Here is an 18,593-nt window from a genome sequence, read left to right on the forward strand (position 1 = left end):
AAACCTTACCAATTCGCATTCCCGTTTGTATCAGGTGAATCAGGAGCTGTTTATGTACAGGAACAGAAAGATAGCAAGTATCTGCGTATTGTGAACGAATATGTAACATTGACAGCTGATAAAGACGAAGCTATCATCATCAATCCTGTAAATACAGGTGAAGCAACCGCAAACGAAGGTATTTCAACATCCGAAGTATCAGTTATCGGTGGCAATGGCCAGGTAACTATCAACGGTGCAGCCGGCAAGAAGGTTGTTATCAGCAACATGCTGGGTCAAATCAAGGCTAACACAGTTATCACATCCGACAACGAAACGATTGCAGCACCTGCCGGTATTGTAATAGTAGCCGTAGAAGGTGAAGAAGCTGTAAAAGCAATGGTTGAATAAGAAAAAGAATATTTGGAAAAAAATAATTCTAAATAATTTATCACGCGGATGTTTTTATCCAAGTACCCCGCGAGGGAGAACAAGTGATAATATTAATACTAAAGTAATAAAATTAAAAAGTTTTCTGCCGGTACCCCTGTGAAGGAAGGAAGCAGAACAAAAAACAAACCCCGGTGGTATAAACTGCCGGGGTTTCGTTGTTATAATCAATCGATTTAATCGTATATTTGCGTATACGAAGTGAATCGGTAGAATCTTATAAACAATCAGTTATGAAATCAAATGCTTTGCTGGGATTGGGTGCTTCCCTGTTTGTCCCTTGTTTTTCCTACGCGCAGAAAGGGCAGGAAGCAAAGCCGCAGACCCCGAATGTGGTATTTATTTATGCGGATGATTTAGGATATGGCGACCTGCAATGCTACGATGGGACCCGGGTGGAAACGCCGAATGTGAATAAACTGGCAAAAAGCGGAATACGTTTTTTGAACGCGCATGCAACAGCCTCCACCAGCACACCTTCGCGCTATTCGATGCTGACGGGCGAATATGCCTGGCGCAGACCCGGTACGGATATTGCGGCCGGAAACGCGGGCATGATTATCCGCCCCGAACGTTATACGATTGCCGATATGTTTAAAAATAGCGGATATGCAACGGCGGCTATCGGCAAATGGCATCTGGGACTGGGCGATAAAGACGGCGAGCAGGATTGGAATGCCCCGTTGCCTACGGCTTTGGGGGATTTGGGTTTTGATTATTCCTATATTATGGCGGCAACGGCGGACCGCGTTCCCTGTGTTTTTATCGAAAACGGGAAAGTGGCCAATTATGACCCTTCCGCTCCCATAGAAGTCAGCTACAAAAAACCGTTCGAAGGCGAACCTTTAGGCAAAGACCATCCCGAATTGCTTTATAATCTGAAGCATAGCCACGGGCATGATATGGCGATTGTAAACGGTATCGGCCGTATCGGGTATATGAAAGGTGGCGGAAAGGCACTCTGGAAAGATGAAAATATAGCCGACTCCATAACAACGCATGCGCTCGATTTTATCCGGAAAAATAAAGACAATCCTTTCTTTCTCTATTTTGCCACCAATGATGTGCATGTACCTCGTTTTCCACATGAACGTTTCAGAGGGAAAAATCCGATGGGATTGCGCGGAGATGCCATTGTTCAGTTCGACTGGAGTGTCGGCCGGATTATGGAGCTGTTGGATAAATTAGGATTGCGTGAAAATACATTGATTATCCTTTCCAGTGATAATGGTCCCGTTCTGGACGATGGATATGACGACCATGCCGTAGAATTGGCAGGTGACCATAAGCCGGGAGGTCCCCTTCGTGGCGGCAAATACAGTGCTTTCGAGGCCGGAACACGGGTTCCGGCAATTGTGAGCTGGCCGAAACAGGTAAAGAAGGGGCAGGTGTCCGATGTACTGGTTTCCCAGATTGACTGGTTCCGTTCCTTTTCCGGATTGATAGGAGCTACTCTTCCGCAGGGAACAGCACCCGACAGTCAGAATCGCTTGGGCAACTGGTTGGGAACGGATGCAACAGACCGCCCTTGGGTAATCGAGCAGGCGAACGACCATACGCTGTCTGTCCGGACCAAAGACTGGAAGTATATCGAACCCAGCAACGGGCCGGCTATGATACCGTGGGGACCCAAGATTGAGACCGGTTATCAGAAAACACCATCTCTTTATGATATGCGGAAAGTGAACGAACAAGAAAATGAGGCGGATAAACATCCTGAAATTGTAGCCCGGTTGCAAGCAATCCTGAAAGATGTACGAGGCTTTTGATAAACATATATATATCCTCTTTTTCAGTTTTTACGTTTTTTTATCAGTATTAGGCTGTATATTTGCAAATCATTAGGCAGTAAATAAAAGGATAATGCTGGGATTGGTTAGTAAAGGACTTGTAATAGGTATATTGGTTTCTGCCCCTATGGGCCCGATTGGTATGTTATGCGTGCAAAGAACTCTGAACAAAGGGAGATGGCACGGATTTATAACCGGTTTGGGGGCTGCGTTGTCGGATGTTATATATGCACTGCTTACCTGTTTGGGGATGGGAGTCGTGGTTAATTTTGTCGAAGCGAACCAAACTCCGCTCCAATTATTGGGGAGTCTGGTACTCGGTGTTTTCGGATATTATATATTCCAAAGTAACCCTACCGGAAGCCTGAAAAAACAAGGGGAGAAAAAGTTGTCGTTTACGCAGGACTTTATTACGGCATTTCTCCTTACCTTTAGCAACGTATTAATTGTTTTACTATATATAGGTTTATTTGCCCGTTTTGGTTTTGTGCTACCGGAATATACCGCGTGGATGTTGTTGGGAGGTGTTGCTTTTATAGGAGTAGGGGCTGTACTTTGGTGGTTCGGGATTACATATATAGTGGCTAAATTGAAAAAATGGTTTAATGTACGAGGTATATGGTTATTGAATCGGATTGTGGGGTCGGTCATTATTATTTTATCTGTTGTGGGTGTTTTATCTGTGCTTCTGACCTCTTATTTCCATCTGCCGTTGCTCCAAATCTGTAATTAAAATGAAGAAACTGAAAGTACCCTATTTGCCGACGCTCGACGTGCTGGATTTATCGTCTGTCGGTTATTTGATGGAAGCAAAAGCCCATCGGGAATCCATCGATGTGATTAACTGGGAAGAATATCCCTATAAGCCGATTGCGGTATTCGACATTGCGCGGACGGATGAAAAACTGTATATCCGTTATTTTGTCAGGGGAAATTCCCTTAAAGCTGTTTATGAACATGACGGTTTGCCTGTTTATACCGACAGCTGTGTGGAGTTTTTTATGAAGCAGGTGGATGACCGTAATTATTATAACTTTGAGTTTAATTGTATCGGCACTTGTGATGCTTCCTACCGCCGGTCGCGTGACGTGAAAAAAATGCTGACGGCAGAAGAGTTTGCTTCAATAGGCCGGTATTCTTCATTAGAACATATTCCTTTTGAAGAGAAAACGGGGCTTTATTCCTGGGAACTGATTGTTGCTATTCCGTTCCGTGTAATGGGATTGGACCCGAAACATTTACCGGAGAAGATTATGGGGAATTTTTATAAATGCGCGGATGATACGGCATTCCCCCATTTTGTAAGCTGGAATCCGATTGATATGCCCGAACCGAATTTCCATTGTCCGGAATTCTTTGGGGAATTATATTTATAAGAGACTTGTTTGAAGGGGGGATATTCTGTTTTCCCTTTTTGGAAGGAGAGATGTATCCTTTCGGAAAGGGAGGTTTGTCATGTTGTTTTTATGTCACTTAATTCTACTAACTTATTTACTATGGCATAGACGGTTAAACCGCTTGCACTGTGTATCTGTAACTTTCGGGCGATATTCCGGCGGTGCGTGATGACGGTATGTGTGGAAAGAAATAATCTATCTGCTATTTCCCGGTTAGTCATTCCTTTGACGACACAAACTACAATCTCTTTTTCTCGTGTACTGAGTGTCTGTTGCTCTTCATCGACGGCATTTGTTTCCATTTGGGCGGATATGAGATTTTCCAGTTTATGATAGATGACTTCCGCGGTGTCGTGGATGTTGATTTGTTCGTCGTACGGACGTAATAATGCAGGGTCGGCTACACTATATAATAATACAACGTATTTCATATCGTAGTCACCCGTTTCTTCTTTGAGATGATGGAACGAAAGACAGCCGGGTATAGAAGGATTGATGATGAGTATATCCGGTATATGGGTATGGAGCGCTTCGATAAGTAGTTCGGGGGTTGCAACCATAGTCAGCGAAATTCGAAAACCGGGCATTCGTTTCAACAATGTTTCGAGGCCATTGCGGATAATGTCGGATGGTTCCGCAATAGCTATTTTCAGCTGGGTACTCATTGTTTCAGTTTATTGTTTTTTCAAGAGCTAAAATAGCCGGTATAAAAAGATAATCTTCTACGTGATTATGCGAGGAGAGGTCCTGTTCGGTCGCAAAGATGTCGAAAAGGACACTGTTCAGCAGATTACTACCGGAGCCGGGATAATACTTGATAAGTATATTTTTTAGCTCGATAATTTTCATTTCAATCTGGTCGTGATGTTTCCTGAAAATCGTGATATTGTATTTCGGGTCCTTTTTCCCGTTCAGCAGGTTGCGTACATAAGGAAATACAACTTTTTCCTCATACGACATGTGTTTGTTCACCTCTTCGGCATATTCGTCAAAGAATTTCGTAATAACAAAGGCTACATCTTTCTGACATTCGGCAATTGCTTCTGTCAGCTTGCGGCGGATATGCGGCAGGCGGAAATCCAAGAAATAGGAATGTGCGTTATGCAGATATGTAATCAGCGATTCAATCGACAGGCATTTGTCTATATTTGTGACCGGAGCTGAAACATCTTGCGTCAGGAAGTTTACAACAGTCAGGAATGTGCATGAATCTACACCGTTTTGCCGGCATACTTCCCCGATATTCTTTTCGCCGAAGCCTAATGCGATACCGAAACGACTCATTACGAGTACCATTGGGTAGTTCTCGCATATCAGGTCGCTCATCTTATCTGTTTCCCGATATTTTCCGTTTTTATACATAGGCTGTTTCTTTCTTTTTTTATTTTGGTGTGCTTTTTGATAGTCAAAGATACTGTTTTTTTCCTGGATATGCCAGAATTTCTGTATGTGGGTTATCCGGGAAGTCCGGAATTTCATGGAAGGGTTAATTTTTATGATACGTAGTTCTACAAGAACTATGTCGATTCAAAACAATAATGTCTTAATAATCACGACATTATGTAGAAATATATTTTTAACAGTTGATTTATAAATTTTAAAAATTCATAAAATATGCCACTCGCTTATTTTAAATTGAAATCTTTTTTCGTATTTTTGGCTGTGTAATTAACATAGTTCTTGTAGAACTACGCTGTAAACTAGATAATGTTGATAATTTGTTGACCGTGAAAAGCTGAACTTATTACAGGATTGTTAATTATATGCAATTGAATATGGCGAAGAAAGATTCTGTTGACCTTAAAATTCTTACTTCAAAAATATTTACTTGTTGAAAAAGAGAGATGAAGTTTTTTTTTAATTTAACTTTTTAAAATCTAATTCACATGGAAAAAAGAGGCCTTTCTTTTTTACAAAAAACGTGTTTTCTTGGTGTGATTGGTTTGGTTTTGGCCTTTGTCTTTGCCTGTTCAGATGATAAAGACAAAAATGGCGGAAGCCCCTATGACCCGAATCAACCAGTTAAACTTACTACGTTTTACCCAGATTCTGGGGGAATGTCTACAAATGTTATCATTGAAGGTGAGAATTTTGGGACAGATCCGAGTAATGTGCGCGTGTACTACAACAAGAAGCAAGCTGCAGTTGTCAGTGCAAAAGGTGATAAACTGTATGTAATTACACCGCGTTTGCCGGGAGACACTTGTGTAATATCTGTTGTGGTAGGAAAAGATTCTTTATCCTTCGACAATACGTTTGAGTATACCTCTGTCACCCGTGTAACTACTATCGCCGGTAACCCTTCGGTTAATGAGCAAATAGACGGAACACTGATTTCGGCAGGATTTTATGATCCCCGTTTCGTGGCTATTGATGGTGAAGATAATATTTTCGTTTGCGAATTTTCCGACCATCCGGCATTGAGACGTATCAACATGGAAAAGAATGAGGTGACAACAACCAAGAAGGAAGGTAGCTGGGTAGGTGGCTCTCCGAATGCACCGGCTGTTGATTCGGATGGGAAAGTGCTGATGATTCCGATGGATGCAGGACTTACTTTCTATGAATTTGACCCGGAACGGTTGTGGGATGGTAAGAAATTTGAAATTATGGCTGCTGAAGATTCCAAGCCTTTTACAAGCCAATGGAAACATGGTGTAACTGCTTGTCAGATAGATAAAATGATGTATTATCGTTCATATGCCGGAGAATTGATAAAATTTGACCCGAATACCAAAAAAGCATGGCTGGTTGCTGAAAATGTAGCGTCCGGAGCTGATGGTTGGGCTGTTTTTAGTCCGAATCATCCTGAGTTATTGTATATGTCTTTCAGGGAATTTAGGTATATAGGTATCTATAATATTTTGACAAATGAATTTAAACCGTATTCAGGCTATGGGCAAACTGTCGGACACCAGGACGGTGATGTGAAGGATGCCATATTCGGGGAAATCCAACAAATCTGTTTTGATTTGGATGGTAACTTGTTTGTGGCGGATAAAGGTAATCATTGTATCCGAAAAATATCACCGGAAGGAGTAGTCTCGACTGTTGTCGGCATACCGGGTAAAAGTGGATATAAGGATGGTGATCCGGAGGTGGCAATGTTCAATTCTCCGACAGGGGTGGCTGTAGACAGTGAAGGTACTATCTATATTGCCGACAGAGAGAATAATTGTATCCGTAGGCTTTCTATAGAATAAACAGAGTATTCATTTTTTACCATTTAATTCATGAAAAGACTTATTATCATCATACAAATATTGTTGTGTGCAAGCGTTGCTTTGTATGCACAAAAGAAGAGTGTGACCATTGCTGGTGTCGTGCAAGACGAAGTGATGCAAGACGAGCCATTGGTCGGAGTCAATGTTTATATTCAAGACCAACCGGGTGTCGGTACGATTACAGACGCAAATGGTGCATTTAAAGTAAAAGCGAATGTAGGAGATGTCCTTATTTTTAGTTACTTAGGATATGAAAACTTATTGTATCCTGTTAAGAAAAACGAAGAAGTGGTGGTTGTTAAGATGAAACCATCTTCTGTTCAATTGGACGAAGCAGTTGTAGTCGGTATGGGTAAACAGCGTAAGATTGGTGTGTCATCTGCCGTAACAACGGTTGATGTGGCCCAGTTGCAGGTCCCAGCCACATCTCTTAATAATATGCTGGGTGGACGTGTTGCCGGTGTAATCTCTCTGCAATCGAGCGGTGAACCGGGTAAAAACATTTCGGAATTCTGGGTTCGTGGTATCGGTACTTTCGGGGCCAACAGTAGTGCATTGGTATTGATAGATGGATTGGAAGGCCGTTTGAGCGATGTCGATCCGGCCGACGTGGAAAGTTTTTCTATCTTGAAAGATGCTTCGGCAACTGCCGTATATGGTGTTCGTGGTGCGAATGGTGTAGTTCTTGTAACAACTAAACGTGGACAAACAGACCGTTTGCGCATTACGGCTCGTGCTAATTTTACGGTAGCTCAGTTAAAACACTTACCGGAGTTTGTTGATTCTTACGACTATGCCAAGTTGGCAAATGAGGCTCGCGTTGTTTCAAATATGTCTCCGCTATATAGCGCGATGGATTTAAATCTGATTAAATATAATATGGATCCGGATTTATTCCCGAATGTGGACTGGCAAGATGAAATTCTGAATAAAACATCTTTGCAACAAACTTATTATGTAAGTGCTCAAGGGGGTGGTAATGTTGCCAAGTATTTTATCAGTTTGAATATGTCGAACGAAGGAGCTGCTTATAAACAAGATCCGAATTCAAAGTATAAAACGAATATTGGTTATCGTACATATGGTTATCGTACCAATTTGGATATTAATGTGACGAAAACGACAGCCTTGTATTTCGGTGTGGACGGTTTCATTTCTTCGACAGGAAAACCGGGAGGGGAAAGTACGGATTATGTTTGGTATCAACAAGCTATGCTTACTCCGTTGACAATTCCTACTATGTATTCGGACGGCTCTTATCCTTGTTATGACCAAGATATTTATTCTCCTTACGTTTTGTTGAATGCCACAGGTATGGGAAAAGATGAAGAGTTTAAGAATATGGCCACTCTGGCGCTTAATCAGGATCTTTCCATGATTACACCGGGTTTGAAAATCCGTGTACAAGGTGCGTTGAATACGACGATGCAGAAAAAGGAAAAACGTTTGCTTTTCCCTGAAATGTATAATGCTACGGAACGTGATACGAACGGAGAATTGAAATTAATCAAAAAGCGTGACCAGCAAGCGGTGACTTATAATGAGGACAAATATTTTTGGCGTAAACTCCATCTTGAAGCGATGCTGAATTATGAACGGGTGGTAGGTGACGACCATCGTTTCACCGGATTGGCATACTATTATATGAGTGACGAATCTGATACAGGCTATAAACCGGAGGAATCGTTGAAAGCAATTCCCAGACGCTATCAGGGTTTATCCAGTAGAATTACATATGGATTTAAAGATACTTATTTTATCGATGGTAATTTCGGTTATACAGGTTCCGAAAACTTTGAGCCGGGTCGTCAATTCGGTTTCTTTCCTTCTGTTTCTTTCGGATGGGTCCCTACTCAATATAAGTTTGTACAAAAAGCACTTCCTTGGTTGAATTTCTTGAAAATTCGTGGTTCTTACGGTACTGTTGGTAACGACCGTATTACGGACAAACGTTTCCCTTATTTGACACAGATGAACTCTCAGGCCGGTACAGGTTGGGGAGCTACAATGACAGGTGTATCGGAAAGTGTAATGGGGTCTGATAATCTGAAATGGGAACGTGCTATCAAGTCCAATATCGGTGTGGAAGGAAAACTTTTTAATGAAAAAGTGGACTTCGTTGTAGACTTCTTTAATGACGAACGTAACGGTATTTTCCAGCAGCGTACCAATATTCCTGATTATGTCGGTATTCCGGTTGGTTTCCCGTTTGGTAATGTCGGTAAGATGAGGAGTTATGGCTCTGACGGTAATATCTCTTTTACTCAGACTATCGGTAAAGACATGTACTTTACATTACGTGGAAATTATACTTATTCGACTAATGATGTAAAGGAATGGGAAGAAAATAATTTGCCTTATGATTATTTGTTCAAAAAAGGATGGCCTTATAATGCAAGACGCGGTTTTATCGCTTTAGGTTTGTTTAAAGATGAAGAGGATGTGAAATATAGTCCGGCTCAGTTTGGAACTGTTCGCCCTGGTGACATTAAATATAAGGATGTGGATGGTAATGGTGTCATTAACGATGATGATATGGTGCCGCTCTCGTATTCTAATTATCCTCGGTTTATGTATGGATTCGGTGGTGAATTTACTTATAAGAACTGGACTTTCAATATCCTCTTTAAAGGAACCGGACGTGTAGATGTTTTCCGTACGGCAGTTGGGGACGGTAATGGCAGATTGAATGACGAAGGGTGGATTCCTTTTAATAACGGAAAAACCGGTAATGTGCTGCAACTTGTTGCCGACCAGGCTAATCGTTGGACTCCTGCTTCTTATTCCGGTGATCCTTCTACGGAAAATCCCAATGCTATGTTTCCTCGTCTGACATACGGACGGAATGAGAACAATACCAAAATATCTACATTCTGGATGGATAATGCCCGTTATTTGCGTATGGAAGAAATCGGCGTAACTTATCGATTGGCTGCGGGCAAGTTCCTGAGACAATTAGGTGTAAGTTCAATGGATTTCCAGGTAATCGGTTATAATCTGGCTGTATGGAGCAATATGAAAGTAAAAATGTATGACCCGGAACAATCTGAAAGAAATGGGCAGTCTTACCCGATTCCGGCACGCTATGCTGCTCAAATCTACGTAAACTTTTAATGAGAGGAGAATAAGAATATGAAATATATAAAACAACTGTTTTTTACTACAATCGTAGCTATATGGGGATGTTTCAGTTCGTGTAATTATCTGAATGTGGATGATTATTTTATGGACACATTCAATTATGATTCTATTTTTTCCAATAAAGTGAATGTGCAACGTTATTTGTGGAATATTCCGACTTATTTCAAAGATGAGGGACAAATTTGGGGAAATAACTGGACTCCTGGAGTTACGGCTACCGATGAGGCTCTTCCAACTTGGGATACGGATGAGTTTATGGGCGTTAAATATGCTCGCGGACTTGTAACCGAAGATAGCCAGCACCGATTTTTCACCATGTGGATTGATATGTATCGTGCTGTTCGAAAGGTAAATATCATCCTTCAGAATATCGATAAATGTCCGGATTTAACAATACAGGAGAGAAGTGAAATATTGGGATATGCCTATTTTATGCGTGCATATGCCTATTATAATCTCTTGGTAGACTACGGACCACTCGTGTTGGTTAATGATGAAGTACCGAATATGAATGAGGATATGGACTATTATGACCGTGCCCGTATGACTTACGACGAATCTATGGATTATGTTTGCACAGAGTTTGAAAAAGCTGCACAATATATGCCAAGTAAGGATGCTTTAACCATTTCACAATTCGGACGTCCGAGTAAAGATGCTGCTATAGCATTGATTGCCCGTTTACGTTTGATTCATGCTAGTAACGCGTTTAACGGAGGCGATGCCGCTCGCCGTTATTTCGGAAGCTGGAAGCGTTCGACAGACGGAGAATTTTATGTATCTCAAACGCCGGATAATAAGCGTTGGGCGGTAGCTGCTCATTATGCGAAAAAATTGATTGATGGAGGAGGGTATACACTTCACACGGTAATGAGTGATGAAATGACTCCTGCGCTTCCTGATAATGTGCCCAGTGAAAACTTTCCGGATGGTGCCGGAGGCATAGATCCGTACAAATCCTATAAAGATATGTTCTCGGGAGAAGCTGTCGGTTATAAAAACCCGGAATTTATTTGGGCGAGATATTCCGATGCTGTACAAAATTATGTTCATCATTTCTTCCCGGTAGGAAACCTTCAGGGATGGGGCGGTATGGGAATTCCCCAAAAAATTATTGATGCTTATCGTATGGCCGATGGTACAGAGTATGAAAAAGCAGGTATCAACGAAGAAGAAAAGATTGATGCCGGAGTTTCTTTCTCCGGTTATCAGCTACAACCCGGTACTTCGAAAGCTTACGCGAATCGTGAAATGCGTTTCTATGCAAGTATCGGATACCAGAATCGTTTATGGCCTTGTAATTCGACAACCGATAATTCGAGAAGAAATTTTGTGGCTAATTATGCGAAAGATGGAAACTGCGGTAAAGCAGCGACAACATCACCTACCGACTATACACTTACCGGTTATGTCCCGGTGAAATATGTACATGATGATGACGCATTTGCCGGGAATGGTGCAACTGTTACACGAAAATTCTTCCCGATTATCCGTTATGCTGAAATGTTACTTTCTTATGCGGAAGCGATTAATAATATTGATGGAACCCATACTGTAACTGATGCGGATGGAGTGACAGCTACTTATTCCCGTGATTATAACGAAATAGCAAAGTACTTTAATCAGGTCCGCTATCGTGCCGGATTGCCGGGTATTCCACAGGGACTCTCTAAAGAAGAAGTGAATAAATTGATTCAGCAGGAACGCATGGTGGAATTCTTCCATGAAAACAGACGCTATTATGATGTTCGTCGTTGGGGTATTTATGAGGAATCTGAATCGGAACCGTTTATCGGAATGAATATAGAAGCATTGACAGAACAGTTCTTCCAACGCGTACGTGTAAATCATATAAATGTAAAGACTCGTATGGTTTCACCGAAGTTGGTATTGGTTCCTATCTGGAAAAATGAACTGAGAAAGATGCCGTCGTTGGATCAAAATCCGGGCTGGACAAAGTAATAACCTAATAAAGTAAAAGATATGAAAATAATCAAAATAACAGCCGCTTTCTTATGTCTTACAGCTTTGGCCGCTTGTGAGGGATATGAAATGTTTGAAGAGGAATTGTATGAGAAAATTGTGTATGTGTTGACAAAAGAAGATAATCAAGTTTTCTCAGAAGTTCATTCATTGGACGAAGATGTTTCGAAAGGTAATGTGATAGTGATGGTTTCCGGTTCATTGCAAGTGACGGAACCTGTTACGGTCGAATTTGAATCAGATCCGAAGGCTTTGGACGAATATAATGAGAAGATGTTTGGCGTGGAAGAGGATAAATACCTGAAACCGTTGGCTTCTTCTTTCTATGAAATACCTTCTATGAAGGTAACTGTAGACCCGACAGACATTCCGGCCCGTGCTTATTTGCCTATTCATGTTATGCCGGAAGGGCTTTCTCCGGACTCTACTTATTTTATTCCGTTGAAAATAAAGAGTGCTTCTATCGATAGTATATCAGAAGAACATAGTAATGTGATGTATCGTGTATTTATCAAAAATAAATATGCGGACCAACAGGAACAAACTCTCTATTCGATGCGTGGTGAAAAAACAGAATCGGGAAAAGTTCCTTATACTATCATGACAAATAAAGTGATATTACCGATAAGCAAGAATAAAATCCGGACAACGATTGAGCAGAAGGCTTTTGAAGCTAAAATGGACGTAATCAATTCCAGTTGTATGGTTATAGAAATCAATGCGGATAACTCATTGACTATAACTCCTTTTAATTCTGATTTTGTAGATATAGAAATGGTAAGTCAAGAAGGATACAACCAGTACCGACAAGATTCTGCCGGTAACTATCGCTTCTATTTATCATATCGTTACCGTACGCGTTCGTCTGCTGATGCCGATTTTGGTGAATGGGTTGGAATTACTGAAAACTTACTTCGCTATGTAGAAATTCTGGATATTTAAGTCTTGGATTATTGGAAAAACAGCAGGTCGGGTTTTGGCCTGCTGTTTTATTTTTAGTCTGTATTGGATGAGTATCAAATTAGTACTTACACGATGATTGAGATGAATAAGGGAACACAGATGATGAAATTGAAGCTGCTATTATTACTTATTGGCGGAAGTGTTATTATGGCCTTGTTGCAATATAGGTATGTTTTCCATATATATTTTTTAGAGCAATTACAATTGTTTTTAGCAGGCAAAGAGTATGCTAGGGAAGTCGTGCTACAACCGGGTGGAGTGATAGAATATATAAGTGAGTATTGTATTCAGTTTTTTAAGTTTGATTATGTAGGGAGTGTTTTTACCACCTGTTTACTTTTGTTGATTGGCTATATGATACATTTGCTGTTGATACGTAGTCGGGAATATCCTTCTTTTATTTTTGTTTTCGAATGTTGTATCCTTCTTTTTTTGTTAATAGATTTGTTGGATATGGAGTTCCGCTACAAGGGTATAATCGGATATTCTTTTTGCTTGGCGGCTTTGCTTGTTTATAACCGGATACAAAACCTTTCTTTTCTGAAACGTTTTTCTTTTTCTCTTTTCTTGGCATTTTTATTGTTTGGGGTTGCTGCTCCTTTCCAGACACTGTTTCTGATAGCAGCAAGTTGTATTGAATTGAAAGAGCATGGTTTGGGTAAAGGAAAAAGCTTGCTTCCTTTGTTGATTGTAGCTGTTTATGGTTATGTTGTCAATTCTTTTCTGGGAAATGGTGCATACCGCATGTATGTGGATGTGAGCGGGGTTTGTTCTTTGCGGATTATTCCCGGTTGGACAAAATATGCAGCTTGGGTATTGTTGCCCATAGCTATTTTATTGACCCCTTTGTTGGAACGTATGGCGGTATGGATGAAGAAAAACGGTTGGTTGATAGTGGTTCAGGTCGGATTGATAATCGGATTTTTCGCTTATCTTTTCCCTCGCTATGACGATAACTGGTCATTACCTTTCAAGCAGTTGCATCATGCTGTCATACAGGAAGAATGGGAGGATGTTCTTGCCTATTGCCGGGCACATCCTGAGAATGATGAGGTTATTAGTTTGAATTATCAGAATTTGGCCTTAGCCGAGAAAGGTATTCTTGCCGATTCTCTTCTATATTTCCCACAAAAGGGAAGAGCCGGGTTGTTTGCCCCTTGGGACAGAACAGTATATGCAGCTTTTGCCATACAGAAGATTTGTTATTATTACGGTGATGTCGCTTTTGCCCAGAAATTTGCATTTGAAGGGAATGTATCATCTTCTACAAAAGGATTTCCTGAAACGATGAAAATGTTGGTACGTACAAATCTTTTACAGAAAGAATACCGGGTTGCGGCAAAATATATCAATTATTTACGACAGACGTTCTCCTATCAAGAATGGGCGGAGAAACAGTTATCTTATTTCTCGGAACCGGAACAGATGGAGAAGGATGAAGAGTATACCGGAAGTTTTGAATACCAACAAACGGGTAATCATTTTGTCTCATCAAACGAATGGAGTTTCTTGGCTGGTTCGGATAAGGAAAACAAGAAATTAAGAGATTTCGTGTTGTGTTCTTTTTTATTAGACAAGAATTTGAATGCCTTTTTAGACTGGTTCGGTTTTTATTATGATAATACGGAAATGAAAGATATTCCGAAAGTGTATTATGAAGGGCTTATGGCATGTGCGCCGTTCGTTCCGGATGTTTTGACTCGTTATCCTATACCGGAAAAGATAAAGGAGGATTTCGAAACGTATACTTCTATTTATAAGGGGACAAACAATCCTGAAGAACGGAAAAAGTGGTTGTCCCTGTATCATGTAAACAGCTATTGGTTCTATTTTCACTATAAAGAAATTAAATTATGAAGAAGTGTCTGGCATTATTCTTACTTAGCATTTGCTGTGCATGTAGCTATACTCCGGTCGAGTTGTCGGAAGGATTGTCTTCTTCTTTTATTTATCCGGATTATGAAGGGGTGACTATTCCACAGGATATTGCTCCTCTCTCATTTAGAATCAATACGGATGAGGAAAATGTGGAAACGATGTTGCATACAACCGCTTATTCTTTTTCGATAAATGGTAAAGAGGTCAGCCCCTCTGTCCGGGAATGGAAAAATTTACTCAGCTCAGGAGATACAATCCAAGTCGATATTTTTGCAAAAAAAGGAGCGAAAAAGAGTTATCTACATTCATTCTTCTTGTATGTGTCGAAAGATAAAATAGATCCGTTTATTACATACCGGTTGATTGCACCGGGTTATGAGGTGTGGAACCGAATGGGCATTTATCAACGCGATTTATCTTCTTATGAGGAAAGCCCCATTTATGAGAACACGAACATAAATCTGATTTGCGTCAATTGCCATACGACTAATTGGGGAAATCCGAAAGAGTTTTTATTCCATCAACGTCCGGGTGGGGGAACTATTCTGGCAAAAGAGGGGATTTTAAAGAAATTGAATGCACATTATAATGAAAAAATACAGACGTTTGTTTACCCTTCCTGGCATCCGTCCGGCAATTATATCGCTTTTTCCGTAAACAAGACTGTGCAGAGTGTACATGCTAAAAATCCAAACCGGATAGAGGTCTGGGATCAATGGTCGGACATTGTCATTCTGGATGTCCGGACAAATAGTTTGATAACTGTTCCGTTATTAATGCAGGAGAACTCGTATGAGACATTTCCGGCTTTTTCTCCGGATGGGAAAACGTTGTATTTCTGCTCCGCAAAGGCTGTTTCTCTCCCGGACTCTATTATGGATATCCGCTATGATTTGTGTTCCATCCGGCTGGATTTAGATAAAAGGTTGTTTGGGCGTCAGGTCGATACGGTCATAAATGCTGCTGCCAATCAGTATAGTGTCTCTTTTCCCCGTGTTTCTCCGGACGGGCGCTACCTGTTGTATACACAGCATAACTACGGTAATTTCTCTATTTGGCACCGGGAAGCTGATTTGAAAATGTTGGATTTGGCAAATAATCGTCCGGTCGATGTTTCGATATTAAATTCCTCCGAGACAGAAAGCTATCACTCTTGGTCGTCCAATAGCCGATGGGTTATTTTCGGCAGCCGCCGGGGAGATGGTCTGTACACACGTCCTTATTTGGCGCATATTGCAGAAGACGGCTCAGCCGGCAAACCTTTTTTATTGCCGCAGAAAACAAGCTCTTATTATATATACCAAGATCGTTCCTATAATATCCCGGAATTTATGACAGGTAAAATCGAATTGCCTTATGCGGAAATAGAAAAACTGGTAGAGGGATATTAATCATAAAAAAAGGGCTGCCTACAATTCGTAGTACAGCCCTTTGCGTGGTTTTTTACATAGGTCTATTTGAGAATTATAATATCTTTATTTTTTCAATTCGTTTGAGAATGAGTAGGGGAAATCACTATCCTGTGTACCGCGTTTTGTGTTCGGGGTTGCGGACATTTTACACTGGATAGTTGCACCCTTCATCATCGCTTCGTGCGTCAGGTAATTTTTAGTATAGTTTTTACCATTTACCGTCATAGAAGAGATGTAGCGGTTATTCTTGTTGTTGTCTGTTGCTTTAATCACTACCTTTTTGCCATTTTCCAAATGCAATGTCATGTTTTTGAATAGCGGGGAACCTAAGATATATTCTCCGGAACCCGGGCAAACAGGATAGAAGCCCATCGCTGAGAATACATACCAGGCGGAAGTTTGTCCGTTGTCCTCGTCGCCGCAATAACCGTCCATGTTCGGATTATACATTTTGTCCATGACTTCGCGTACCCAATATTGGGCTTTCCAGGGTTGACCGGAATAATCATACAGGTAAATCATATGCTGGATAGGCTGGTTGCCATGCGCGTAGTTACCCATATTCATAATCTGCATTTCGCGGATTTCGTGGATAACACCACCATAATAACTGTCATCAAACAAGGGCGGAACGTTGAATACGGAGTCCATCATGTTGTTAAAGCCATCTTTTCCGCCCATCAGGTCGATTAATCCTTGCGGGTCGTGGAATACCGACCAGGTATAGTGCCAACTATTGCCTTCGGTAAAGGCATCTCCCCATTTTAACGGGTTGAAAGGCGATTGGAAAGTTCCATCCTGATTCTTGCCACGCATCAGTTTGTGTTCGGGGTCGAACAGATTTTTGTAGTTCATGGCGCGTTTAGCATAAATAGCAATTTCGGATTCCGGTTTGCCTAATGCCTGTCCCAGTTTATAAATAGACCAATCGTCGAAAGCATATTCCAGTGTACGGGCGGCACTTTCGTTGATTCTTACATCATAAGGCACATAACCTAATTTATTATAATATTCGTGACCCAAACGGCCGGTAGAGCTGATTCTCGGATGAACGTGGTCGGTTCCGTGTACAACGGCTTCCCATAAAGTCTCAATGTCGTAACCTCTTAATCCCTTCAGATAGGCGTCGGCTACAACCGAAGCTGAGTTGTTTCCAACCATACAACCCCGGTGTCCCGGACTGGCCCATTCGGGAAGGAAACCGCTTTCCTTGTAAGTGTTAGCCAACCCTTCCTGCATTTTTGCACTCATAGATGGATACATCAGGTTAAGGAATGGGAACAAACAACGGAATGTATCCCAAAAACCGGTATCTGTAAACATATAACCCGGCAATACTTCGCCATTGTACGGGCTGTAATGCATGACTTGTCCGGCAGCATCGATTTCATAGAAACTTCTGGGGAAAAGAACCGAGCGATACAGGCAAGAGTAGAAAGTACGCAGGTTATCCAAGCTTTTCATGTCATTATCTGCAATTTCGATATGACCCAGTACTTCGTTCCATCTGTCACGGCCCTGTTGAGCTACTTCGTCAAAAGAGTTGCTACCCAGTTCTTTCAGGTTAAGTTCCGCTTGTTCGGGACTGATGAAAGAAGAAGCGACACGAGCATGAACGATTTCACCTCTTTTTGTTGCAAATCCGATGATTGCACCGGTATGGTTTTCTTGTGCTTCGGTTTCACCTTTACGGATTTCATTATCGCCAACAACAGCCTGATAGGTGAATGGTTTATCGAATTCTACAACAAAATAATTTTTAAAGTTTTTCGGAACACCACCGCTGTTACGGGTCGTATAGCCGACGATTTTATTCTGTCCGGGAATAATCTTAACGTATGAACCACGGTCAAAAGCGTCTATAATCACATACGATTTATCTGTTTCCGGGAATGTAAAACGAAACATTGCCGCACGTTCTGTCGGAGCGATTTCGGTTACGACATCGTGTTCTGCCAAATAAACCCGGTAATAATACGGTTTAGCCACTTCTGCTTTGTGTGAGAACCAGCTGGCTCGTTTATCTTGGTCGAACACCACTTTACCGGTAATCGGCATGATGGCGAACTGTCCATAATCGTTAATCCAAGGACTGGGTTGGTGGGTTTGTTTGAAACCGCGTATTTTATCAGCATCATATGTATAAGCCCATCCATCGCCCATTTTTCCGGTCTGAGGCATCCAGAAATTCATTCCCCAAGGCATGGCGATAGCCGGATATGTATTACCTGTTGAGAGGGAAACTTTAGATTGAGTTCCGACTAATGGATTGACAAAGTCCACAAGTTCTGTTTTGTCTGCAGCTCTCATTGTCAGAAAACTGCTGCATAGAGTAATTGCTAAAATGAATAATTTCTTCATGGATAGAATATGAAT

General features: G+C 41.3%; 13 protein-coding genes. 10 read left to right on the forward strand and 3 right to left on the reverse strand.

Features of this window, described 5'->3' with window-relative positions:
• The 4 genes from DW103_RS18455 to DW103_RS10025 all read left to right on the forward strand — a co-directional run.
• Positions 1-390: DUF6383 domain-containing protein (locus DW103_RS18455; RefSeq protein WP_233545665.1), on the forward strand; the 390-nt coding region annotated here is incomplete at its 5' end.
• A gap of 272 nt (positions 391-662) precedes the next feature.
• Positions 663-2,198 carry an arylsulfatase gene (locus tag DW103_RS10015; protein ID WP_122275683.1) on the forward strand — a complete coding sequence of 512 codons (1,536 nt, stop codon included), beginning with the start codon at positions 663-665 and terminating at the stop codon, positions 2,196-2,198.
• Positions 2,199-2,292: 94 nt separating this feature from the next.
• Complete coding sequence (locus tag DW103_RS10020; RefSeq protein ID WP_122275685.1) at positions 2,293-2,952, forward strand: LysE family translocator; 660 nt, start codon at positions 2,293-2,295, stop codon at positions 2,950-2,952.
• 1 nt (position 2,953) lies between these two features.
• Complete coding sequence (locus tag DW103_RS10025) at positions 2,954-3,595, forward strand: carbohydrate-binding family 9-like protein (protein ID WP_122275687.1); 642 nt, start codon at positions 2,954-2,956, stop codon at positions 3,593-3,595.
• Between the two features lie 77 nt (positions 3,596-3,672).
• On the opposite strand, the gene DW103_RS10030 is transcribed toward DW103_RS10025, so the two are convergent.
• Positions 3,673-4,281: a response regulator transcription factor gene (locus tag DW103_RS10030; protein WP_122275689.1), complete on the reverse strand. Its 609-nt coding sequence runs from the start codon at positions 4,279-4,281 to the stop codon at positions 3,673-3,675.
• 4 nt (positions 4,282-4,285) lie between these two features.
• Positions 4,286-4,978, reverse strand: coding sequence for a hemerythrin domain-containing protein (locus tag DW103_RS10035; protein ID WP_122275801.1), 693 nt, complete (start codon positions 4,976-4,978; stop codon positions 4,286-4,288).
• Between the two features lie 524 nt (positions 4,979-5,502).
• Between DW103_RS10035 and DW103_RS10040 the strand changes: the two genes are divergently transcribed.
• The 6 genes from DW103_RS10040 to DW103_RS10065 all read left to right on the forward strand — a co-directional run bounded on the left by DW103_RS10040 (position 5,503) and on the right by DW103_RS10065 (position 16,196).
• Positions 5,503-6,819 (forward strand): IPT/TIG domain-containing protein, encoded by a 1,317-nt coding sequence (locus DW103_RS10040; protein WP_122275690.1) that lies wholly within the window; start codon positions 5,503-5,505, stop codon positions 6,817-6,819.
• 30 nt (positions 6,820-6,849) lie between these two features.
• Positions 6,850-9,954 carry a TonB-dependent receptor gene (locus tag DW103_RS10045; protein WP_122275692.1) on the forward strand — a complete coding sequence of 1,035 codons (3,105 nt, stop codon included), beginning with the start codon at positions 6,850-6,852 and terminating at the stop codon, positions 9,952-9,954.
• An 18-nt stretch (positions 9,955-9,972) separates the two neighbouring features.
• The gene (locus DW103_RS10050; RefSeq protein WP_122275694.1) at positions 9,973-11,943 is read left to right on the forward strand and encodes a RagB/SusD family nutrient uptake outer membrane protein; all 1,971 of its coding nucleotides are present in this window, start codon (positions 9,973-9,975) and stop codon (positions 11,941-11,943) included.
• A gap of 21 nt (positions 11,944-11,964) precedes the next feature.
• On the forward strand, positions 11,965-12,906 hold the full coding sequence (locus DW103_RS10055) for a BT_3044 domain-containing protein (RefSeq protein WP_122275696.1): 942 nt from the start codon (positions 11,965-11,967) through the stop codon (positions 12,904-12,906).
• A 102-nt stretch (positions 12,907-13,008) separates the two neighbouring features.
• A complete protein-coding gene (locus tag DW103_RS10060) occupies positions 13,009-14,784 on the forward strand; it encodes a DUF6057 family protein (RefSeq protein WP_147381199.1) in 1,776 nt (591 codons plus the stop codon).
• Positions 14,781-16,196, forward strand: coding sequence for a PD40 domain-containing protein (locus tag DW103_RS10065; protein WP_122275700.1), 1,416 nt, complete (start codon positions 14,781-14,783; stop codon positions 16,194-16,196). Before DW103_RS10060 ends, DW103_RS10065 begins: the two co-directional genes overlap by 4 nt.
• An 84-nt stretch (positions 16,197-16,280) precedes the next feature.
• On the opposite strand, the gene DW103_RS10070 is transcribed toward DW103_RS10065, so the two are convergent.
• Positions 16,281-18,578 carry a GH92 family glycosyl hydrolase gene (locus DW103_RS10070; protein ID WP_122275702.1) on the reverse strand — a complete coding sequence of 766 codons (2,298 nt, stop codon included), beginning with the start codon at positions 18,576-18,578 and terminating at the stop codon, positions 16,281-16,283.
• Positions 18,579-18,593 lie beyond the last annotated feature (15 nt).

This window comes from Parabacteroides sp. AM08-6, from assembly GCF_003473295.1.
Taxonomy (GTDB): domain Bacteria; phylum Bacteroidota; class Bacteroidia; order Bacteroidales; family Tannerellaceae; genus Parabacteroides.